Source organism: Paenibacillus sp. FSL M7-0134 (assembly GCF_038007865.1).
Classification (GTDB): domain Bacteria; phylum Bacillota; class Bacilli; order Paenibacillales; family Paenibacillaceae; genus Paenibacillus; species Paenibacillus polymyxa_B.
On sequence record NZ_JBBOXV010000001.1, the window covers coordinates 1,069,324 to 1,091,744 of the forward strand.

At 48.3% G+C, this 22,421-nt stretch carries 21 protein-coding genes; all 21 read right to left on the reverse strand.

Going from position 1 to position 22,421, the window contains the following annotated elements; translation table 11 throughout:
• Nucleotides 1-160: 160 nt before the first annotated feature.
• Nucleotides 161-1,684, reverse strand: coding sequence for a M23 family metallopeptidase (locus tag NSQ58_RS04665; RefSeq protein WP_023991125.1), 1,524 nt, complete (start codon nucleotides 1,682-1,684; stop codon nucleotides 161-163).
• Nucleotides 1,685-2,007: 323 nt separating this feature from the next.
• Nucleotides 2,008-2,664 (reverse strand): hypothetical protein, encoded by a 657-nt coding sequence (locus NSQ58_RS04670; protein ID WP_023991126.1) that lies wholly within the window; start codon nucleotides 2,662-2,664, stop codon nucleotides 2,008-2,010.
• A gap of 147 nt (nucleotides 2,665-2,811) precedes the next feature.
• On the reverse strand, nucleotides 2,812-3,528 hold the full coding sequence (locus NSQ58_RS04675; RefSeq protein ID WP_028540973.1) for a GntR family transcriptional regulator: 717 nt from the start codon (nucleotides 3,526-3,528) through the stop codon (nucleotides 2,812-2,814).
• Nucleotides 3,529-3,555: 27 nt separating this feature from the next.
• Nucleotides 3,556-4,563 (reverse strand): CehA/McbA family metallohydrolase, encoded by a 1,008-nt coding sequence (locus NSQ58_RS04680; protein WP_076295145.1) that lies wholly within the window; start codon nucleotides 4,561-4,563, stop codon nucleotides 3,556-3,558.
• Entirely contained in the window at nucleotides 4,556-5,023 is a 468-nt protein-coding gene (locus tag NSQ58_RS04685; RefSeq protein ID WP_076295144.1) for a hypothetical protein, read from the reverse strand. The genes NSQ58_RS04680 and NSQ58_RS04685 overlap by 8 nt, the downstream gene beginning before the upstream one ends.
• Nucleotides 5,020-6,534 (reverse strand): hypothetical protein, encoded by a 1,515-nt coding sequence (locus tag NSQ58_RS04690; protein WP_076295143.1) that lies wholly within the window; start codon nucleotides 6,532-6,534, stop codon nucleotides 5,020-5,022. The genes NSQ58_RS04685 and NSQ58_RS04690 overlap by 4 nt, the downstream gene beginning before the upstream one ends.
• 31 nt (nucleotides 6,535-6,565) lie before the next feature.
• Complete coding sequence (locus NSQ58_RS04695; RefSeq protein WP_076295142.1) at nucleotides 6,566-7,408, reverse strand: ABC transporter permease; 843 nt, start codon at nucleotides 7,406-7,408, stop codon at nucleotides 6,566-6,568.
• Between the two features lie 2 nt (nucleotides 7,409-7,410).
• Complete coding sequence (locus NSQ58_RS04700) at nucleotides 7,411-8,580, reverse strand: extracellular solute-binding protein (RefSeq protein ID WP_025723151.1); 1,170 nt, start codon at nucleotides 8,578-8,580, stop codon at nucleotides 7,411-7,413.
• Between the two features lie 98 nt (nucleotides 8,581-8,678).
• A complete protein-coding gene (locus NSQ58_RS04705; RefSeq protein WP_034095133.1) occupies nucleotides 8,679-9,710 on the reverse strand; it encodes an ABC transporter ATP-binding protein in 1,032 nt (343 codons plus the stop codon).
• Nucleotides 9,711-9,763: 53 nt separating this feature from the next.
• The gene (locus tag NSQ58_RS04710) at nucleotides 9,764-10,588 is read right to left on the reverse strand and encodes an ABC transporter permease (protein ID WP_023991134.1); all 825 of its coding nucleotides are present in this window, start codon (nucleotides 10,586-10,588) and stop codon (nucleotides 9,764-9,766) included.
• A 203-nt stretch (nucleotides 10,589-10,791) separates the two neighbouring features.
• Nucleotides 10,792-12,078: an adenylosuccinate synthase gene (locus tag NSQ58_RS04715; RefSeq protein ID WP_025723148.1), complete on the reverse strand. Its 1,287-nt coding sequence runs from the start codon at nucleotides 12,076-12,078 to the stop codon at nucleotides 10,792-10,794.
• Nucleotides 12,079-12,454: 376 nt separating this feature from the next.
• Nucleotides 12,455-13,813 (reverse strand): replicative DNA helicase, encoded by a 1,359-nt coding sequence (dnaB, locus tag NSQ58_RS04720; RefSeq protein WP_023991136.1) that lies wholly within the window; start codon nucleotides 13,811-13,813, stop codon nucleotides 12,455-12,457.
• A 2-nt stretch (nucleotides 13,814-13,815) separates the two neighbouring features.
• Nucleotides 13,816-14,259: a 50S ribosomal protein L9 gene (gene rplI, locus NSQ58_RS04725; protein WP_023991137.1), complete on the reverse strand. Its 444-nt coding sequence runs from the start codon at nucleotides 14,257-14,259 to the stop codon at nucleotides 13,816-13,818.
• On the reverse strand, nucleotides 14,256-16,244 hold the full coding sequence (locus NSQ58_RS04730; protein ID WP_023991138.1) for a DHH family phosphoesterase: 1,989 nt from the start codon (nucleotides 16,242-16,244) through the stop codon (nucleotides 14,256-14,258). Before NSQ58_RS04730 ends, rplI begins: the two co-directional genes overlap by 4 nt.
• Before the next feature lie 11 nt (nucleotides 16,245-16,255).
• On the reverse strand, nucleotides 16,256-17,173 hold the full coding sequence (locus tag NSQ58_RS04735; protein ID WP_023991139.1) for a DUF2232 domain-containing protein: 918 nt from the start codon (nucleotides 17,171-17,173) through the stop codon (nucleotides 16,256-16,258).
• Nucleotides 17,174-17,178: 5 nt separating this feature from the next.
• Nucleotides 17,179-17,481 carry a MazG-like family protein gene (locus NSQ58_RS04740; RefSeq protein WP_013312791.1) on the reverse strand — a complete coding sequence of 101 codons (303 nt, stop codon included), beginning with the start codon at nucleotides 17,479-17,481 and terminating at the stop codon, nucleotides 17,179-17,181.
• Between the two features lie 121 nt (nucleotides 17,482-17,602).
• The gene (locus tag NSQ58_RS04745; protein ID WP_013312792.1) at nucleotides 17,603-18,031 is read right to left on the reverse strand and encodes a CBS domain-containing protein; all 429 of its coding nucleotides are present in this window, start codon (nucleotides 18,029-18,031) and stop codon (nucleotides 17,603-17,605) included.
• A 45-nt stretch (nucleotides 18,032-18,076) separates the two neighbouring features.
• Nucleotides 18,077-19,135, reverse strand: coding sequence for an LCP family protein (locus NSQ58_RS04750; RefSeq protein ID WP_160788390.1), 1,059 nt, complete (start codon nucleotides 19,133-19,135; stop codon nucleotides 18,077-18,079).
• Nucleotides 19,136-19,371: 236 nt separating this feature from the next.
• On the reverse strand, nucleotides 19,372-20,313 hold the full coding sequence (locus NSQ58_RS04755; protein ID WP_023991141.1) for a D-alanyl-D-alanine carboxypeptidase family protein: 942 nt from the start codon (nucleotides 20,311-20,313) through the stop codon (nucleotides 19,372-19,374).
• A gap of 158 nt (nucleotides 20,314-20,471) precedes the next feature.
• Nucleotides 20,472-21,437, reverse strand: a complete 966-nt coding sequence (locus NSQ58_RS04760) for an ABC transporter ATP-binding protein (protein ID WP_013312795.1) — start codon at nucleotides 21,435-21,437, stop codon at nucleotides 20,472-20,474.
• Entirely contained in the window at nucleotides 21,434-22,417 is a 984-nt protein-coding gene (locus NSQ58_RS04765; protein ID WP_250241373.1) for an ABC transporter ATP-binding protein, read from the reverse strand. The genes NSQ58_RS04760 and NSQ58_RS04765 overlap by 4 nt, the downstream gene beginning before the upstream one ends.
• Between the last annotated feature and the right edge of the window lie 4 nt (nucleotides 22,418-22,421).

Sequence of the window (22,421 nt, forward strand, 5' to 3'; positions counted from 1 at the left end):
TTCTATTCTATCATACCCGTGAGCCATTCCATTACTTCTCTAGACCCTTTTCTTTACGCAGAAAAAAACCATGCCTGCACCTAATGTTAAGCATGCAGAAAAACATGGCCTTTCCCTTTGATTCTCATAAATCATGTAACTCTCGATATAAACATCCAATCTATCTTAAATACGTCATTGGATTGCGTGGCGTATTATCTTTACGAATTTCAAAATGCAGATGCGTTCCGGTCGAGCGTCCTGTGTTCCCCATGACCCCAATCGATTCGCCTTGCTGAACCACCTGTCCTACATGAACGCCAATGCTGCTCAAATGCCCGTACACGGTTTGGTAGCCGTTGCCATGATCAATCATAATGACATTGCCGTATCCATTCTGCTGACCTGCAAATGATACCACGCCTTCATCTGATGCGTGAATATCAGCACTACCGACCAAGTCCACACCCTCATGCATACGTCCCCAACGTGCGCCAAAGCTACTCGACATCGATGCGCCGGACACCGGCCAAGCGAACTGTCCTGAGCCTTCTCCCACGACCTTCGTCCCTCTAAGAACCACCTCAGTAACAGACGGCTGCAGCACCTTTTGACCGAGCCATTCCTCTTGCACGACCTCGCCGTTCTCCTTGGTCAAACGATAGTCCATCTCTTTAAGACCTGCTTGTCCCGGTCTGACTACTTTGGTAACTCCTGCCTTCAGTTCATCGCTCTGGCGAATCTCAACCTCAGGCTCGATGGCAATCTGTTCGACGACCTTCTCTACTGTTCGCACCGTAACCGGAGCCTTCGGAGCAGTAAGCTTCAATTCGTCCCCAATTTGCAAATACAGCTCACGCGAGCCAGGGTTGTTCTGCTTAATCTCCCAAGCGGTCATATTAAATTTAGTTGCAATCGACGACAAAGAATCGCCTTCTTGCACTGTATACGTGATAGGAGCCTCACGCCCCTCAGTCAACACTTTGACTGCTTCTGCCTCCGTCAGCACCTTGTTCGGGTCTGCTTTCACAGGCTCGTACGCGATTTTCTCACGGATACCGGCAGACTCCAGCCATGCTTTAGGGGTTTTAGTACTAGCACTCGCATGGCTGCTGCCCACGGATGTTTTGCGAACCAGCCCCTTGATGCCTGTAGATGTACCCTCACCCACAGGTGTGTACTTCTTCTGTACTTGTTTTAAAGCCGCTTGTGCAGTCGCTTTGTCCTTTACAATGCCAACCGTCTGACCGTTGACCTTCACTTCTACCCCTTTGGCATACGCTGTCAGCATACCGTCCAGCTTCTTCAGCGTGGCCGCGCTGTCGATATCCGCTTTATATGCCTTCTCAATGCCTGTCGTTACCGCGCTCGTATTGAGCACCATATCGACGCCGGGATACTTGTCCTTATATTGTTTGCTCTTCGTTGCGTACAGCTGTTTAAGTTGTTGCTCATTCAAGATATTCCCGACCTCGACGCCTTTTACATACACTTTATAATAAGGAACTGTGTTAGCCCCGACATACTGATTACTCGCAAAAATAAGACTGCCTGCAATCACCACACCGCCTGCCGTCCAGCTCAACCATTTTCTCCGACCGCTCCACCACTTTGCTATTTTCCCCGCTTCCACAGCAGGCTTGTCTGCAACGTTTGAGTCTGCATTCCTGCTGTCTGGTGAATCCTGCTCCCTCAAAACCTTCATGACTCTCTCCTTTTCAGCATATCTTATCTCTATATAAATGCGTTCGTTATTGGTCTTTCACATTATGAACCTAGCCTGTATTCACAAGCATCTATGATATTAGTCGCTATCTACCATTGCATAGTTGCGTAAAAGGTTTCAAAAATTTAACCTTTTCACAACACTGTTTACTTTAACATAGCCTTTACAAAGAATTCAACTACACTCCAATTCCTTCCTGACACGCAAAAAAATCCGCGCATGGCGCGGATTCTACAGTCCTATTTTGAGCATAAACATTTCCCATGAATTCATCGTTTATTATTCAAGATTTTGCAAAATACTCATTTAAGCAAATCCATCAACTTGTTATATTCCTCTTTGGTCAAATACTTCGCAAGCACCTGCTGAATATCCTGAAGCTCCTGCTCGGTGAGACCGCCTTCCATCGCAGCTGATATTTTCTGCATCTCCTCCGGCGGCAGCTTATTCATCAGAATCGCAAAAATTTCCTGCTTCTGTGCCGCTGGTAAGTTGTTCTTCTTCTCCGTCAAATGGTCGGGCGTAATCACTAAATCATGGCCTTCAATACTCGTTTCGGGTGTAGCTGTACCTTCTGCCTGCTTCCGTGACTCGTTGCCTGATGTTCCGGCCGACGTGGCCCCCTCCTGAGATACCTTGCCATTGGCTACGCCACCAGCCTCACTCCCGCTTTCTTCTAAGCCCTGTCCCATGACAGGCAACGCATCATCAGGCGGTGTTACACTTCCCGAGCCACTTCCCGTCGTCTTGTTCTTCCCCGTGTTTGTGCTTTGGTCCGTACCCGCACTGCCTTTTAGCCAACCCAATCCCCATATGGGCTGATGATCGAGCTGAATGTTAAACTGCCGCAGCAGCGATTGAACATAAGCATTAACGACTACACCTGTCACTGCCAGCGTTAGTGCGCTAACCAACACCACCGTCATTCCTTTTTTGAGCAGCCATCCAAGCCACCTCATATCCCGTTACCTCCTTATACGCATCCTGCCATGTGTGTATCATCATGAAGTGCATATAGATCAGTATTGACGAGATATGACGATTTTTAACCCATGGAATATGTAAAACTAGCACAATTCAATAGAAGATGCCACATTCTGATTGAATCAGCGCGTACGACGCACCCAGAAACGGAAAATGTCACTGCGGACATAATCCAGAGAATACAGCACCTGCCTGTTCATTTCATCATAGTGAAGCTGCTTCAATAGTAATACCGTAGCCTGCGGATGCTTCAGCAGACGTGTCATATGTGCGTCGTCATAGTTGGGAACGGTAAGCTCGGAATACGCTCCGACGATTCGCACCCCCGCCTTGAACTCAAGACTCTGAAAAAGCGAGCCTGAAAAAGAGTCACCTTCCAGAATGGGACCGGCTAATTTCTCTGGCATCCAGTTTATAGAGTGGGCTACAGCCTCTCCGTTGGCAGTTCGTGTACGCTCTAGGGCAATCATGGGCTCATTTTCGGAAAATCTCATCTGTTCGGCAATATCAGGAGGGCAAACCGAAATTCTCTGAATGGATTCCAGCTGCTCGTCTTCCCGTAACCCTGCCGAACGAATCATGTCCCCGATGCTGTACAGGCGGTCCAGCGAGCTTGGAATACTCGGCAGCGGACAAGTAGCAAACGTGCCACTCCCGTGTTTTACTAGTAGCTTACCTTCCGATTCCAGTTGGCGAATAGCTCCCCTTAGCGTCGTACGCGAGACACGAAACGATTGGGAAAGTGCAGTTTCCGACGGCAGCCGATCCCCCGGACCCATTTGATTAACCTTCATATATTCTTCTATAAGCTGCTTTATGTTCTCTTGTTTTGTTGACACCGTCCGAAGCCCAGCCTTTCTATTGTGTTAAGCCATATAAATCGGATTCGTAAAAGCAATCATCATCACGCAGTCTTCCATGCAGCCGTAAAGCTCGGCTCTTATCCAGCCCTTTCCTAGCGGATCTTGCAATGACAGCGTATATTCTCCTGTGTGAGCAGGGACCTGGATCTCGGAGCATATTCCATGACTACTTGTCAGCAGAAGACGAAGATTCTGAGGCTTGAGGTTATAATGGGATGCTCTTGCTTCCACATCCAATTGAACCGTCACCGATAGTGAATCCTCTACAGTCAGCTCTATACATTCGCCGATGTGATAACGATTTTCTTTGCCCTTAATCTGTGCCCACATCGTCAGTAACGGTCCCATCGTAACTGACACTGAACCGTGGCGAATCGCATCAACTGCCCGGCCTGCTAAACCTTCTCGCTCTTCTGCTTCATCATGAACACCCAAATACGTAACAGCCGGAAGCGCATCATCTGGTTTAGATACATGCCAGTCCCGACCGCTTACCGCAGTGATGCGATACCCCTGATTCAACAAATCGGTCCACATGGCAAACGCCCGCTGGCTATCCCGCTTAATAGATGGCATAAGCGTTGACCAGACCTCTATATAATCCACCTCATGCCAATCCTGAATCGTGTATTCCCAAAAGCACCCCGTGCAGATCGGACTTCCGATCCTGAACGGATGGGCAATCCCTGCAATGCCTCCCTGCTCATGCACCTGCCGAATCCCCTCATGGATGTCATCTGGTCCCAGCACACGCCAGTCGATAAAGCGGTCAACCCCAAGCGTCAGCATGTGCCCGTAAAAGGTCGTCCACTCCATCCCTGAAATGATGGGGAGACCGAACTGCCGCTGAACCCGTTCCTGATCCGCAAGTGCCGATTGCGTGTTGTGATCCGTCATAGCGATACATTCAAGCCCGAGATTGGCTGCACTTTGGGCCAGCTCCTCCAGTGTTTGCTTGCCGTCGCTGTGAAGCGTATGGGTGTGAAGCTCAGCTGGAATCCATTTAAGCATATGCTGCTTCCTCCCCCAATACATGAATTTGGTAGGCAAGCGTCTCGGTCACAACGGCATGCAGACTGACCGTAATCCGCCACATGCCTGGCGGATGATCTCCTGCAAGGAATCCGGGGGAAGCCGCAGACGAACCGAGCCAATGCTCCTGCTGCATCTCGGGACGGTGCGCATTTCCGCGGTGACGGAGAGGATCATCGACAGACAGCGTTAATAAATTTTGCAGCGGTATATACTTCTTCCATAGATCGGATGAATGCCCCGGCTCGTCGTATCCGTATTTGCTCATGCTTTCCTCAATGATTTCTCGTGCTTGCTCTTGATCCTCCAATAACTTGGGCGTGTAAGAGAAGTGAATACGGATCGTTTCAGTCGGCTGTGGAATATGAAAAGAGTACGTAATATGGCTCTGGGTGCAGGTTCTGTCGACCGTTCCTTCCACATACAGTAGTCTGCTCATGACTCCCCATCCTGGCTAGACGGTTCATCCACAACATGTCTCACCATATCATTCACAGTATGTACTTCATCACCCGACATGTCTTTGTCTGCCGCCCACAAAACACCCACGGGTTGAAGCCGCGTCAGCTCAATCACCCGGTCTGTACGAATACCTGGAAACTGCGGGAGATTATCTTCGTTTAACGTAAAAGCACACAGTCCGACCACTTCCATGCTGTCCGCACCGCCTTCCAGCAATACGGCTCTGATTTCAGCTATATCCTCAAGCACAGCCTCTCCAGACAGCTTGATCGTGGTGGAAAAGTGTGACTCTGCCCCCTCATAAGCGGCTCTAAAATCCCCGAGTCTCAGATCATGATGGCACGATGAATACCACTGCTCCGAGCCGTGAAGACGAAGCTGAACATCGACACAGGCATCCTCCTCACGCCGATTGAAGCCAGGCTTGAACCCTGGAGACAATTCTCTGCCTGAATCCCGCAAGGGACGTTTTGAAGTCTGGATAAACACATAGCTACGCTGGTGTGCAAGTGTAATGGAAGACGCTTGTGATGGCATTTCCAGCTCCTGCTGACGTTCCATCTCCCACCCAGTGACCTGATAGGCAAAAGGAAAACGGCTCATGACAGCCTCACGCGGCTCTTCCTCTGGTTTCCAATGGAAAGCAGGCGGCAGCATAAAACGATAGTCCGATGAAATGTCATCCTTAAAGTTTCCGTTGGTTGTTGCGGATTGGAGAACAGGATGCCCGCCCAGATCATAATTGCCATTAAACGCAGTCGTAATATGATGTGCCCCCTGGAAAACAGCTTCCAGAACATTGCCCCCTGCATCCAGCTCTACGCGGTACATCCATTCGATATCGGTGGTTCTTCCCCATTTGCTCATAAGCAGCGGCGCGGGCGTTCCCTCATCTTCATGGCTGAACATCATCTGGTATTCGATGACCGTCTTCCCCTCGTTCACTTCTATGGAATAGAACAAAACAAGCGGTGTATCTGTAAAGCGATTCTCATAGGGATGTGACAGATTGCGGCCATATAAAAGCGGGGTATGGCGATAAATCAGCGATCTTGGAGAGGAATCAGCCACGCAGCGCAGTTCAACCCCGTCGATCCATGCTCGAGATACAAGCGGAGCCGATTCCAGTTCGCGGAATTCGGCATAGACCTCATAATCGCCTTCTTTTAGATATCCCAACAAACGGGTGTACACTCCCTGACTGCTACCATAGTACAAAATGACATCTTGATTATAGGCTTCATTCAGGTAGAGACGTACGAAGGCAGATTCTCGATCTGTCGCAGCCCAGTCACTGTCTGATCTGGCGAACAGATCAAGCTCCGCGTATCCGTCTTCTGGCATGGAAAATGTAAACCGGAATCCGTTTCCCGGACTGAGCTCAACCTCCGCCTTGTGTAAGGCAATCCGATAACCGCAATCCAGCAGATCCTTTTCCCACACTCGCCCACTAAACCCGGTAATTTGCACCTCTGCTTGGCTGTTCATCCCTGTAACCTCCTTAGTGTATAACGGCGGTCTAGCTGGCATCCGCATCCTTCACCATTGTCCGAATATAAAAGTAGCCCATAAAAGAACACAGTAGAAACATAAACACTGCCATTGCGCTGGCCGTATGCGTCTCCTGATAGCTGGAAAACACCTGCTGCATCGCAACACCCAGCACTTGTGGTGAGTTGGCACCGATCAGGAAGGGAGCCGTAAAGCTTCCCATGATTCCCATGAAAATGAAGGTCACCGCAACCCACATCGTTTTGTAGGAAAGGGGTAAAATAAAGCGCCCAAACAGCTGCATCGTGCTGGCTCCGGCATCTCTGGCACTTTCGACGACAGCGTTTGGAATGCTGGCAAGTGCCGAGCTGAGCAGCATGGTTGCGAACGGAATGTTGAACCACAAATTAGCCAGCACCAGCCCTTTGTAGTCATAAATAATCCTCGGAATCGTCTCAATGCCAAGCGGCAGCAAAAGACGTGTAGCCCAACCGTGATTACCATACATAGTAATGATCGCATACGTTGCAATTACACCGGGAACAAACATCGGAATAAAATACAACCGACCTATCCACTTCACGACAACCCCTTTACCGAATCTCAGATAAACCGCCAAAGCATAGCTGATGACCAGAGTAAGGGCCGTCGAGACTAACGTGACATTAATGGTATACATGATATTTCTACGCATGGCAGGTTCCGTGAACAGCCGAATATAGTTGGCCAGACCGTAGCCCGTTCCATATTGATCAATCAAGCTTTCCTTTACGGCATAGAGAATCGGAATAATAACGACGACCAGCAAAATGAGAAAAGACGGGATGACCAGGGCAAGCCCCAGCATCCCCCTTTTGGACAATGAACTCATGATCAACCGCCCGCTACTTCACTTTGCCAGCGTTTGTAGATTTCCTGCTGAAGCTCTCCGCTGTTAAAGCTGCGGTATCCAGAAGATACACTGTTAAATTTCTCTTGCAGCTCCGTTGGCATCAGATTCCACTTAATCCCCGGATAGCCGTACATTTTATTAATAACCACCGTTTGCGCTTCGGGCGTCAGTATATAATTCAAGAATTCCTGAGTTGCTTCTTTTTTGGAGGAAAGCGAAGGAACCATCAGATAAGAGGGTCCACCTGTAAAGGCAGGGTCGATCTGTGTCAGCTTCACCGTGTCTGGAAGCAGCCCTTTAGCCAGTTGCTCGAGCGCCATATCAGACCAGGCTGGAACCATGTCAACCTCTCCACTTGCTAAAATATCAAGCGTGCCTTGGTTCTTCTTAGGATAGACTCCTTTTTGGTACATTGAAGGGCCCAGTTCCTTGAGCAGTGAGAAGCCTTGATCCCATTTCTTCATATTTGCCGGATCATCACTGTTCATCGCCTCTGGTGGAAGGAAATTATAGATAACCGTGTTCACAAACGAGCTGCCTGACCCACCAGTGGACGGATCATTATAGGCAAACTTACCCGGATGCTGACGAATCCACGTGTACAGCTCGTCGGCTGTTTTCGGAGGTGTTGCTACTTTTGCACTGTTATAGGCAAGGACAACCGAAGAGGCACGGTATGGAATGGCCTGATTGTTGACTTGCTTGAGATACGTTTCATCAACATTCTTCAAATTTGGAACCTTGGCAGCATCCACCGTTTCCCACAGTTTCTCGCCTACCCCTTTGGTGATGTCATCCAGACTGCCTTCGTACAGGTCGATATCTGTATCGGTTTGTCCGCTTTTCTTGGCTGCGATCAGACGATCCAGTGTAGATGCGCCTCCGGTCCCTGCTGGCAAATACACCAGTTTGACCTTAACGTGATCATTTTTAGCTTCAAAGTCCTTGATTAACGTTTCCCACAGCTCTTTGACGTTCAGGGACCCTCCAGTGTACAAGGAAATTTCCGTCGTTCCCGTAGCCGCTCCCGCTTTTGTAGACTTGGCTTCCCCTGTAGCCGTGGCGGCATTACCGCCGTTTCCACAGCCAGCCAACAACGATAAACTAAGTACCCCTGCCAAAACCAGACCCATATTCTTTTTCCCAAACACGTTGTTGCCTCCTTTAGATAGTTGCACAAGTTCGCAGCATCACCAGATGATGCGTTCGTGATGGACATTGATGCGATATAGAGGTTGATCGTGAATCTTCACTGTGCTGATGGAAAAGTAACAATTTTACTGAAGCTGAAGCTGATGTGCTCTCCACTGCGCAGCTCGGCCGCTCGTTCACGCGGCACAAACATTTTCAGATGATGGGTACCGCTATCCAGCGAAACTTCCGCATAATGCCCGAGAATCATCACTTGTCTGATCGTTCCGGCTAGAGAACCATTTTCTTCCGTCGTCAGAACAATATCCTCTGGTCTTACACCAACCATGGATTCACCTGTGTATTCATGCTCTTGTGCAAACGGTATTCCGCTCACAGAGACACTGCGACCTGTGCTCACCCCCTTTAATAAATTAATACGGCCAATAAAACCCGCTACAAAAAGTGACTGTGGCTTGTCATAAATCTCCTGCGGTGAAGAGAGCTGCTCAATTCGGCCCGCATTCATAACGACGATTCGGTCAGAAATAGACAGCGCCTCCTCCTGATCATGGGTGACGAACACCATCGTCATCCCTGTCTGGGTCTGGATATCGCGCAGCTCCTCTCTCATCTCCATGCGCAATTTGGCATCAAGCGCGGAAAAAGGCTCGTCCAGCAGCAATACATCAGGCTTTAGCAGCAAAGCCCGAGCGAGTGCTACCCGCTGCTGCTGACCGCCCGAGAGCTGTCCCGGCGTTTTACGCTCTGCGCTCTCTAGCCGAACCAGCGCTAGCGCTTCCTTCACCTGACGGTCAATTTCTGTCTTCTTCACCTTTCGAATCTTCAACCCGAAAGCCAGGTTGTCATACACGGTCATATGCGGCCACAAATTATAACTTTGGAACACCATAGCCGTCGGACGCTTTTCGGGCGGCAGTTTGAGTACGCTTTTACCCTGAATCTGAATGTCGCCACTGTCCGGGTCCAAAAAGCCGCCAATGGAGCGAAGCACGGTTGTTTTACCACAGCCGGAAGGTCCCAGCAGTGTCACCAGCTCTCCCTTCATCACGTCAAGTGAAATGCCTTTGACTCCGTCTCCTGTCTTGAAGCGCTTAGTTAACTCTTGAATGGATAATTGAATGGGCATTAGCTTAGGCTCCTTTTTCAGGATTTTGCAAACTCCTCTTTTGACCAATTACGTTATTTCACCTGAAATCCGCCTGCCAGTACATCCGCACTTACAAAACGCTTGGCTGCCAATAGCAGAATGATCGTTGGCAGGGTAAGAATGACAGAGAAAACAGCGCCCGTTGTGCTCGGATAATCAGCAATGATGGAATACATGATGACTGGCATTGTTTTATAGTCCGGTGTTCCGACAAGGAGTGTCCCCTGTGCTTCATCTAGTGAAGCAAGAAAGGTAAAGATGGAGGCGACCACAATGCCGGGCAGCGCCATAGGAAAGGTGATTTTCCAAAACACCCGAAATGGTCCGGCTCCGGCATCCCGCGCTGACTCCTCCTGTGCACGATGTACGCTGCGGAAGGCAGAGGAAGGAATCCAGGTCATATACATGAGCGTGTTTACCATATGGATAAGCACAATGCCTGCAAAGGTGTTCATCAACCCGAATTGGTAGAATAGTACGGCAATGGACACATACAAACCCATTTTCGGAAAAGCATGCGTAAGCAGGAATGAGAAAAGAAACCACTTACTGAGCGGGAAAGAAATTCGTGCAAAGGCATAAGCAGCAGGAATACATACGATAATGGAGCAGACCGTAACGGTAATCGCAATCAGGAAGGATAGGGAAATCGAGCTGAGTACATCATCCTGGGTAAGTACAAACTTCCACCATTCCAGTGACAAGCTCTGCGGGAGCGGTGCAGGATACTGCCATTTTCCCGAAACCGCCAAAAGGAGAAGATTGGTCAGAGGCCCTAGGAAAAAAATGACGAAAATGACAAGCACGATGAATTCCACAATTTTGCGTGTGCCGAGTGAGCGAAGATACCAGTTCATAATTCATCCCTCTCAAGACGTCTAGACGTCCGAATCTCTTTTCTATTTGGATTATAGAGAGGGTTTGTTATCACAAATCGACAAGGAAGATAAGATTATGTAAAGGGGAAGATACCATTTAACACTTCACAGAATAAAAAAAGAGAGAGGCTGCTAACAGCCTCTCTCTTTGAACGTGTATCAATAGCTATATCATTCTTGTCCTACAAATAAATCGGAAGCACCTGATTTGTTTGATCGCGATTACGCCCAACCGAGAAAATAGCAATTGGGATACCTGTCAGATCAGACACGCGTTGTACGTAATTGCGTGTAGTCTCAGGCAGTTCCTCCAGCGTTTTCACACCAGTGATGTCTTCGCTCCAACCTGGCATTTCTTCATATACCGCTTCGCATTCCGCCAGCATTTTTAGGCTAGCCGGATAATGCGTAATCACCTCACCGCGGTACTTGTAACCTGTACAAATTTTCACTGTTTTCAGGCCAGTCAATACATCCAGCGAGTTCAGGGAAAGACCCGTTAACCCACTGACACGACGGGCATGACGCACAACAACGCTGTCAAACCAGCCAACACGACGAGCACGACCTGTAACCGTACCGTACTCATGACCTGTTTCACGAATGTAATCGCCGACTTCATCGTTCAGCTCAGTTGGGAAGGGTCCATCACCTACACGAGTGGTGTACGATTTAGCCACACCGATGACTTGTTGAATCTTGGACGGGCCTACACCGGAACCAATACATACGCCGCCAGCCGACGGGTTGGAGGACGTAACGTACGGATACGTACCTTGGTCGATATCGAGCATAACGCCTTGCGCACCCTCGAACAGTACCTTTTGATTTGCGTCAATCGCATCATTCAACACGACAGACGTATCTCCTACATAAGGACGGATAAATTCAGCATACTCCAGATACTGTTTCAGTATTTCTTCTACGTCCAATGGCTCGCCGCCGTATACTTGTTCAATCACTTGATTTTTTTCTTTCGTTTGGTGGCGCAGCTTCTTTTCGAATTCCTCTGCATCCAGCAAATCAGCAATACGAATACCGTTACGTGCAGCTTTATCCATATAAGCAGGGCCGATCCCTTTACGGGTAGTACCAATTTTGTTAGGACCTTTGCGGTCTTCTTCCAGCACATCCAGCGTCATATGGTACGGCATAATCACATGTGCACGGTCACTAATGACCAGATTTTTTGTGGAAAAGCCATTATCATGAATGTAAGTAATTTCTTCAATAAGAGCGGCTGGATTTACTACCATGCCGTTGCCAATAACACACTTTTTATCTTCATAAAAAACGCCGGATGGAATCAGGCTCAGCTTGTACTTTTTACCGTCAATGAGAATCGTATGACCAGCATTGTTTCCGCCTTGGTAACGGGCCACCACTTCAGCGCTTTCCGCCAGATAGTCCGTGATTTTACCTTTGCCTTCGTCTCCCCATTGTGTTCCCACAACGACTACAGTTGACATGTTTCATTCCTCCGTGGAGTGCCCACAGACACTCTGATTTTGAGCTGACACACTACGCATATCCGACTTCAATCGCCTGAGCGAGCAGATATGGAGCGTTCTCGGACAGCAGGAAAAAACGTCCGTCGCAGACATTCCGTAGGTTCGGAAAGCCCCGGGCGTATTGTTCTCCCCACTGCGTTGAAGCAGCACTATAAGTGTAACAGCACCATTTTTTAAAGTCAAATAAAAAGCGAACATTATATTACATGAAAATAGTATTGTTCGTAATTGAGAGTTTCATTCCTTATATGAAATACGTGAATTCTATAAAAAAAGACCCTTTCAAGATCGCGAGATCCGCGTCGAAAGAGCCTTTTCTAATGATACTAATATGTTATCCGGCGAACGCATCCGAATGGGCACGCTCGTAATTAGCGAATTTATTATAATTTTTGAGAAAGACCAATTCTACCGTACCGACCGGGCCGTTACGCTGCTTGGCAATGATAATCTCAATAATATTCTTCTTTTCTGTTTCTTGATTATAGTAATCATCCCGGTACAGAAACGCCACGATATCAGCATCCTGCTCGATAGAACCCGATTCCCGCAAGTCACTCATCATCGGCCGCTTGTCTTGACGCTGCTCCACACCCCGACTCAGCTGGGAGAGGGCAATTACAGGCACTTCAAGCTCACGAGCGATTTGCTTCAATGTCCGTGAGATTTCGGATACCTCCTGCTGCCGGTTCTCGCCTGCTTTGCCTCGTCCGTGAATAAGCTGCAAGTAGTCGATTACGATCATGCCAAGTCCCTTTTCCGTCTTGAGACGGCGGCACTTGGCACGGATATCAGCCACAGTGATGCCGGGCGTATCATCGATATAGATTTCCGCCTCTGACAAGGCTGCAATGCCCATCGTCAGCTTCGCCCAATCGTCGTCGCCTTTAAATTCACCTGTCCGCATGACGTTCGCGTCCAGATTGGCCTCGGCGCAAATCATCCGCTGCACGAGCTGAGCGGCCGACATCTCCAGACTGAAGATGGCTACTGTCTCTTTTGCCCGAACTGCAACGTTTTGCGCAATATTCAGAGCGAACGCTGTTTTACCTACGGATGGACGGGCGGCCACAATGATCAAGTCATTGCGCTGGAAACCCGCCGTCATCTTGTCCAAATCAACAAACCCGGACGGAATCCCGGTCGTATTGCCCTTGTTCTGATGCAGCAATTCAACGCGGTCAAACACTTCCATCACGACATCGCGGATGGCAATAAAGCCACTACCTGAGCGCCCGTTGGATATCTCCATAATCTTGCGCTCAGCATCGCTCAGCATACCAGCGACATCTTCGCCACTGCTATAGCCTTCGCTCACAATCTGTGTAGCTGCACGAATCAAGCGACGAAGCATCGCTTTTTCTTCAATGATCTGGGCATAGTAATCCACGTTAGCCGCTGTTGGCACCCCGTGAGCCAGCTTCGCCAGATAACTGACACCGCCGATATCCTCTAGCTGTCCCTTGTCCTGAATTTTCGAGGTCAGCGTAACCAAGTCAATCGGCTGTCCGGATTCACCCAGCTCAATCATTGCTTCGTAAATCATCTGATGAGCCTTATCATAAAAGTCCTCGGTTTGCACCCGCTCCATTGCGGTAATCAGTGCTTCAGACTGGAGCAAAATAGACCCGATAACCGCCTGTTCAGCCTCCAGATTTTGCGGAGGAATCCGATCAAAAAATTCGCCGCCCATAATTATTCTTCAGTCACCTGTACTTTCAGCGTAGCTTTGACCTCAGGATGAAGCTTAACGGTCATTTGAGTCACGCCCAACGTACGAATCGGTTCTTCCAGCTCAATTTTGCGTTTGTCCAGCTTGATGCCAGTTTTAGCTACTGCCTCCGCGATTTGCTTGCTTGTAATCGCGCCGAACAGCCGTCCACCTTCACCAGCCTTCGCCTTGAGCTGAATCGTTGTCTCTTCCAGCTTTTTGCCGAGCGCTTGAGCCTCTTCCTTTTCCTCTTGCTTGCGCTTTTCCTCAGCAGCATTCTGATTTTCCAGCGTCTTCATATTTCCTTCTGTCGCTGGACGGGCAACACCACGCGGCAACAGGAAATTCGCTGCATAACCGTCCGACACTTCCTTAATTTGCCCCTTCTTGCCTTGGCCCTTCATATCTTTAATGAATATCACTTTCATTCAAATAACCCCTCTTCCCCATCAATTTCGGCCAGCACGTCGACCACTCTGCGCTTAGCTTCCTCCAGCGGGCAATCCAGCTGAACCGCCGCATTCGTCAGATGTCCTCCGCCGCCTAGCCGTTCCATGACGACCTGTACGTTCATGCGTCCGAGTGAACGGGCGCTGATCCCCACCAGGCCGTCAGGACGTTCACTGACCACAAAGGAGGCCAGTACATCCGTCATATTGAGTAATGAATCCGCCACCTGAGCAATCAGGAGCTGCGGTATTTTCTGTCCGGGCTCAGTTACCGCAATTGCGATATGCCCATATATCATTTTAGCATGCTTAATAATTTCCGCCTTAGCAATATATTCATCCAGGTCCTCTTTTAACATGCGCTGGATCATTACTGTATCTGCCCCACTACGCCGTAAAAAGCCGGCTGCCTCGAATGTACGCGAGCCTGTATGCAGGGAAAAATGCTTGGTATCCACCGTAATCCCCGCCAGCAGTGATGTTGCCTCCAGCGGTGTCAGTTGGACCTTCTCATGGATATATTGCAGCAGCTCGGTCACCAGCTCACAGGCCGATGACGCATATGGCTCCAAGTAGATCAGAACCGAATCGTTAATAAATTCCTCGCCCCGACGATGATGGTCGACAACCACCACCCGGCTGGCCGTTTGCACCAGACGCGGCTCAATCGTCATTGAGGCCTTATGCGTGTCCACCACGACCAGCAGACTGTGCTCAGTCATCAGCTGGAGCGACTGCTCTGGCGTCATGAGCGCTTGCGATAACTTCTCATCCTTGTTTACCTGCTCCATCATTCGGTCGATAGACGGATTGGATTTATCCAGTACGATATGTGCCTCTACATTGTAAAGTGCCGCAGCCTTCCACACACCGATGGCCGCTCCCAATGCATCCATGTCCGGTATTTTGTGTCCCATGATCAGGACGCGGTCGCTCTCCTGCATCAGGTCACGCAGCGCATGTGCAATGACTCGGGCACGCACCCTGGTACGCTTCTCGACAGCATTGGACTTGCCTCCATAAAAGGACAGGCGCTGTCCCGCCTTCACTGCTGCCTGATCGCCCCCACGTCCAAGCGCCATATCTAGACTGGATTGGGCCAGCTCGCCTAGCTCCTTGATGCTCTCTGCACCGAAGGACAAGCCAATACTCAGTGTCATCGGTACTTTCAAATCCGCCGTCATTTCCCTTACGGTATCCAGAATGACGAATCGACTTTGCTCCAGCTCCTGAAGCGCTTTATGATTTAGCATAATGAGATAACGCTCAGAAGATAATCGACGCAAATAAATATTGTACTGATTAGCCCAAGATGTAATCTCGCTCGACACCTTTGCAATAAGCGCGGTGCGTTGCTGATCGTCCATTCCCTGAGCAGCCTCGTCCATATTATCGAGCATGACGATACCGAGCGCCAACCGCTCGTTTTCATACTGCTTGCGTAGCACCGCCAACTCCGTTACTTCATACAAATATATCAGACGCTCATCGGGCACGATCAGAAACTGATAATGACGCTCATCATGCTGTAGCTCCACCTTCAGCTCACGAGCAGGCTCCTTTGTTTCCTTCTTGGTGCTTAGAGCACCTGCGAGTTGAGGAAACAAATCTTGAAGAGACTCACCAATCAGCGATTGCTCCTCGAACATCTCCCCGGCAAACCGATTGTGCCATTCTACCGTTCGATTTTCACTGTATAAAATGATGCCGAACGGCAATGTACTAATCGCTTCCCCTTCCACCCGCTTGATCCGGAAGGAAAGACCGCTGATATATTGATTCAGTTCCCGACGAAAATCCAATTCCGTCTTCAGCATCAGTCCGCCGAGCAAGAATGACAGCAGCAGTCCTATCACACCCAGTTCCCAGTTGTACATGGAAATACATATGACAAGCACCAGCAGCAGTAAAAACGCCCAGACCGTCTGATAGCCGTGCCAGCGTTTTTGTAGAAATTTAGGCATGACTGTTCACCCTATTTCTTTGATCTTGTAATAGCTTCACGCAGCGGAAAGGCCAAATCAATAATACCTATAATGCGGAGCGGCTGGAACACCAGAACGACGAGCGACAGCAGCAACGCAATCACCGGGCTCATTTTACGGCTATGCGTCCAGAAGTATACAAAACCAATCGTCTGGATAATAAAACATGCATGAATCAGCGGTAGCATACTAATGGAAACCATTTGAATCCAGCTGCTATCGGAAGACCCTGCTATCCATTCAATTACAATTGCCAGCAGATAATACCAGATCAGCGCGCGCGGTAGCCTCCACTCGCGAGCAGGCTTCATTTTGCGTACCGGTACATCGAGACTGCTCAATGCCGGACGTGCCAAAGCATGCGTAATCACCGCCAATATGAACGAGGTCATGATCAGCACATACGGAATTTTTCCAATCAGCATTGTACCGAGTTTCTGCGTATCCTCCGCTGTCCAATTCATGTTCGAAAACATCGGATTAGCACTCAAAACCTGCTGTACTATACTTGCCGATATCGCGGCCTGATCACGAAGGTACTGCGAAAGATCAAACCCAAAAGAATACGTAGCGATAAACAGAACAACCAACAACTCGGCTAAAATAATGCCCATTCCGGTCATCAACGCCTGAAAAGCAGGTCCTCCCTTTTTATAAATCCGTCCCATCATTATTGAAGGAATCAGAAAATAAATCGCAGGGAGCAGCGAATACACATCGAGTAGCGCTATAATTAACAGCACCGGTATGACGTGGACCAGAAATCCTTTGAAAGGCAGCGATGAAAACAATACAGCGCCAGGCACAATCAGCAAAAATACGGTAATGATTCTTAATGGTGTCAATAGAGTCAGCAGCAGAAGCAAATAAATGACGCTCCATGCTACAGTTGCCAAGCGGAATTTCAACGTTTTCACCTCTTACGCATATGTTCTTCCAGTGCGGAAATGTCCTGATACCAATCCTCCAGCTGGTGTCCTTCTTTTCTGTGCTTTCTTAGCTTGTCGATGAGTAGATCATCCAATTCACGGTAAGACACTCCAAGGCGCCTCCCCAAAATATAACTGCTCATCACCAAACTCGCCAAACAATCACCAATGCGGGCTGTACTGCCTTCCCACATCGCCTTAAACAGACGGGAGACTTGGTCAAGCACCTCTGTTTTAAGCCATTCAATAACCTTGGCTCGTTTAACTACATCCATTTCTTTAGGCATATGATGAAGAGTCACACCCCTCTGAAAAAGCTTTATTCTCCATTATAGCATATCCTATTCTGAAAATAACTGTTACCCCATAAGGTAAATCGTTATTTTCGGACCAGCTTTGCTGCTTATTTTAGCTTGAAGTATTAAGCGATTCCCTGGACACAAATTTTTCACAATACTCAATAATCTGGCTGCGACGTACAATGCCAATAAACCGTTCCATATCATCTACGACGGGCACAAAATTCTGTACCTTCGCCAAATTAATTAAATCCTCCATGTTCGCGTCAATGGATACGGGCTTCATCGTAACCCGCAACGGAACGTCCTTAAGCATAAACTTAGAAGCGTTTTCAAAGGTGATTTTCCCCTCGGACTCTTTCATATGCCACAACAGATCACCTTCTGTAACTGTACCTGTATATCTACCTTCTTTATCCAAAATAGGAACCGCTGTAAAACGGTGATATTCCATCCGTTCCAACGTTTGCCGTAAAGTAGCATCCGCCGTTACACAAGCAACTTCCTGTTTGGGAAGCAAGAAAAAAGCGATGTTCATGAGAAACGAATCCCCCTCAAAATCAAATATAAATCAATTGATTATTCACTGAATGTCCTGCTTGTCGGGAAGCCTCAGCGTCTGCGGGGTTGTATCGGAATCTAGCCAGTTCGCAATCATAAGTCTGGCATATTCAAGTTCCTGTTCATTAGCCCGGTCATAATACAGGCCCTTCTTCTTGAACCCTTCCCCCGTAATCGTAAAACTTGAAATTTGTGGATTCCCCTGCGAAATAGCCTGCTTGCCAAGCCCAGTAATAAAAGTAGGTTCCATATCGGTTTTGAAATTGGCTCCCATAATATCGAGCAGCTCCGGGATTTTGGTAATTCCGTTGATATTCAGCAGCTTATCGGCCATAGCGTTCAAGAAAATTTGCTGCCGTTTTGTACGGTTGAAGTCGCTATCTTCCCGATATCTAACATAATACATGGCTTCCTCACCATTATAAAGCGGCTTGCCCGCCTCAATACGGAACTTGATATGCAGCGGATTCTTATTCTCAATGGGCTTGTCGATGGGAAGCACAACTCCACCCACTGCGTTCACCGCCTCCTGAATACCCTGGAAATTAATCGTAGCATAATAATCGGCCTTATGCTCCATCAACTTCTCTACTGTAGCCATGGACATATCTGCGCCTCCGAACGCATAAGCATGCCCCAACTTATCAAAATCATCCTCGCCATCGCGATTCGGATCATGTCCGACAATCTGTACGTACGTATCCCTTGGAATGGAAATCAAAAGCAGACGCGATTCTGCGGGCCGTACTACTGCATACATAACCGTATCCGAACGACCACGCGCCTTTTCATTTGGCCTTTCATCTGTACCCAGTAACAGCACCGAAAAGGGCTCCTTACGGTAAGCTACTGTCTCTTGCTGCTGCTGTTCACCGGATTGTCGCGGCTGATAGGATTTCTCCAGCTTGCTCTCCAACGTCGGTGATACAAACCAATCAAAAGCCACCAGTGTCAGCTGTTTGCGGAATAGGTAGCCTCCCACTGCAATCAAAAATAAAACAATACATGAAATATATAGAGCGGTAAACCTCTTTTTCTTTTTGGGCTTTCCACTGGTCCTTCTCTTATGTCTTCTCTCCATAACAGGTACCTTCCTTCTTTCCGTCACAAATCCCATCTCTTCATTAAACCGAATTGGTCCCACATGAAGCGAAAACTTCCCCTCAAAGCATAAAAGGTCTGCTACCCTGTTGTCAAAAGTATCATGGCGTGGTCAGCTTCTCAAATTCATGCCAAAAAAGGCTTCGACCTCACGGTCAAAGCCCTAATTCATGTTTATATTCGTATCCTATGTAGCTTTCAAAATCATTTCCCCCCTTAATGCGGGGCCAGTTTCACCAAATTTTGCAGTCGCACCGGGAAAGAAGTCGACAGGGCAAAACCATAATCGAACAACCTCCGTGTCTGCTCAAAACGCTCCTCCTTGCTCGGTGCACCCAACACCACAGCAACTAGCCGTCTTCCATGCTGCTCAGCTGTACCGGTGAAGCAGTATCCAGCATCGCTTGTGTATCCTGCTTTCAGTCCATCCGTTCCCGCGTAAGAGTACGGTCCAGCCAAGGAAGGCAGCATCCAGTTCGTATTACTAATGTAGATACCTTTATCCTTCAACTCCATCTGCGTACGGCTGGACGTTCTCAAAATCTCCGGGTGTGACGTAATCAAATAGGAGGCCAACTTCGCCGTGTCGCTTGCTGTCATTTTCGTTTCTCCCCGAATATCCTCAGGGTGATTCGGCCCCAATTCACTCTGCCCTGCTCCAGAGGCATTGCTGAAGCGACTATCGGATGACAACCCGATTTGGGCAGCTTTTCCATTCATACGCTTCACAAAAGCTGATTCATTCCCTGCTGAACGCTCCGCTAACGCGACAGCGGCATCATTCGCTGAATACACAACCATACTCTGGAACAATTCGGATACGGTCATCCTTTCACCATACCGGAGGGACAAATTCACACCGCCCACCGTACTCGCGTAACGGCTAATTCGCACTTCATCATTCCAGCCTAACCGTCCGGCCCGAATATCCTCCAGCACCAATAGCTCAGTCATGAGCTTGGACATATTTGCGGAAGGCATAGGCGTATCGCCGTTCACATCCATCAGTAATTCCCCAGTATGCATGTCCATCAGCACCGCAGCCTCTGCATCCACATTCGGCTTTCCGATCAACAGGCGGGGTCCAAGCGTAATAAAAATCAATATAATAAGTACCGGGACGACAATAGCCCAACGTAACCAATGTTTTTTCATCATCGTAATAACCTCCATACTTTATTAGACGATGAAAAATCCATTTTGTCTGCAATTTTTCGAAAAAAAGATACAATTTTTTTACCTTTTGTATTCCACGCCAAAATATCCGTCAATTCTGCTTTCAGGATGACGGATATTTTGCTTCCTAATTATATATTTTAGGCAAAGTGACAGGCTACAAAATGCTGATCGCCCGCATCGCGGTATACCGGAATCTCTGTTTTACAACGTGCTTCTGCCATAGGACAACGTGTATGAAACTTGCATCCTGAAGGCGGATTGGCCGGAGATGGGATGTCTCCTTTCAACACAATCCGTTGTCTCTTGATCGTGGGATCGGGAATCGGTACTGCCGATAGCAGCGCCTTTGTGTACGGATGAAGCGGATTACTGAACAGTTCCTCCTTGGAGGAAAGCTCTACCATTGAACCCAGATACATCACACCAATCCGGCTACACAGATGCTCGACTACACTTAGATCATGCGAGATAAACAGATAGGTCAATTGGCGTTCCTGCTGCAAATCACTTAACAAGTTAATAATCTGGGCCTGAATAGACACATCTAGAGCAGATACCGGCTCATCAGCCACAATAAAATCAGGATTCAAAATCAAAGCCCTTGCAATCCCGATCCGCTGACGCTGGCCGCCAGAGAACTCATGCGGATACCGATCATAATGATACGAGGATAGCCCACAAATATTCAGCGTTTCATTGACCTTCTTCCGCAGCTCACTACGATCAATCAACCCGTGATCCAGCAACGCCTCACCAATGGCTTCACCGACCTTAATTCTCGGATTCAGTGAGCTAAAAGGGTCCTGAAAGACGATTTGCAACTTCGGACGAAGCGCACGAATCTGCTCTTTGTTTAACGCGTGCAAGTCTTCGCCTTTGTATCGTACCGATCCCTCTGTCTTATCCATCAATCTAAGAATCGTGCGTCCAATCGTACTTTTGCCACAACCCGATTCTCCTACCAGACCGAAGGATTCACCCTTATGAATGTTAAAGGATACATCATCGACTGCTTTCACATGTCCGACAGTACGCTGAAAAATCCCGCCTGTGATCGGGAAATACTTTTTCAGCCCTTCCACTTGAATCAAAGGCTCGCTCATATCCGTTGCCCTCCTTCTTTCTCATATAGCCAGCAGGCAACCTTATGACCATTCTCCTTTTCATTCAAAGGAGGAACCTGATCCTTGCAAATTTGCATACAGTGGGAGCACCGATCATGGAAATGACAATTTTCTCCCAACTCAATTGGGTTTGGAACCTGTCCTGGGATGGAATAGAGTCGATCCATTTTCTGATTAATGACGGGCTTCGCCTTTAATAAGCCTTGAGTATATGGATGCTGCGGATTTTTAAACAGCTCAATGACAGGCGCCTCTTCAATGACATTTCCAGCATACATAACGACCACATAATCAGCCATTTCTGCCACGACACCCAAGTCGTGCGTAATGAGCATAATGGACGTTTTAAGCTTATCCTTCAAATCCCGCATTAAATCTAGAATCTGTGCCTGAATCGTCACATCCAGTGCCGTTGTCGGTTCATCCGCAATCAATAACTTCGGATTACAGCTTAATGCGATGGCAATCATGATCCGCTGGCGCATACCGCCACTCAATTCATGAGGATAGGAATGAAATATTTCCTCTGAACGTGAGATCCCCACCAAATTAATCAGCTCAATTGCCCGGGCATGTGCTTCTTTTTTACTCATTAATGTATGCATCAGCAATGGCTCCGTGATCTGTTCCCCAATCGTAAGCACGGGATTCAGAGAAGACATCGGCTCCTGAAAAATAATCGAGATGTCATTGCCGCGAATCTGCTGCATTTGACCTTTATTGAGTTTTAGGAGGTCTTTGCCCTCAAACCAGATTTGTCCGTCTGAGGTGTGGGGAGAATCAATCAACCTCATCATCGTCATCGCAGTTACACTCTTACCGCAACCAGATTCTCCTACCACACAGAGCGTTTCACCCTCACGAATTTTAAAACTGACGTCATTGACCGCTTTGACAGTTCCGTTAGAGGTATGAAAGTGGGTTTTCAGGTTACGAAATTCAATCAAAGCATTTTCCATAAAC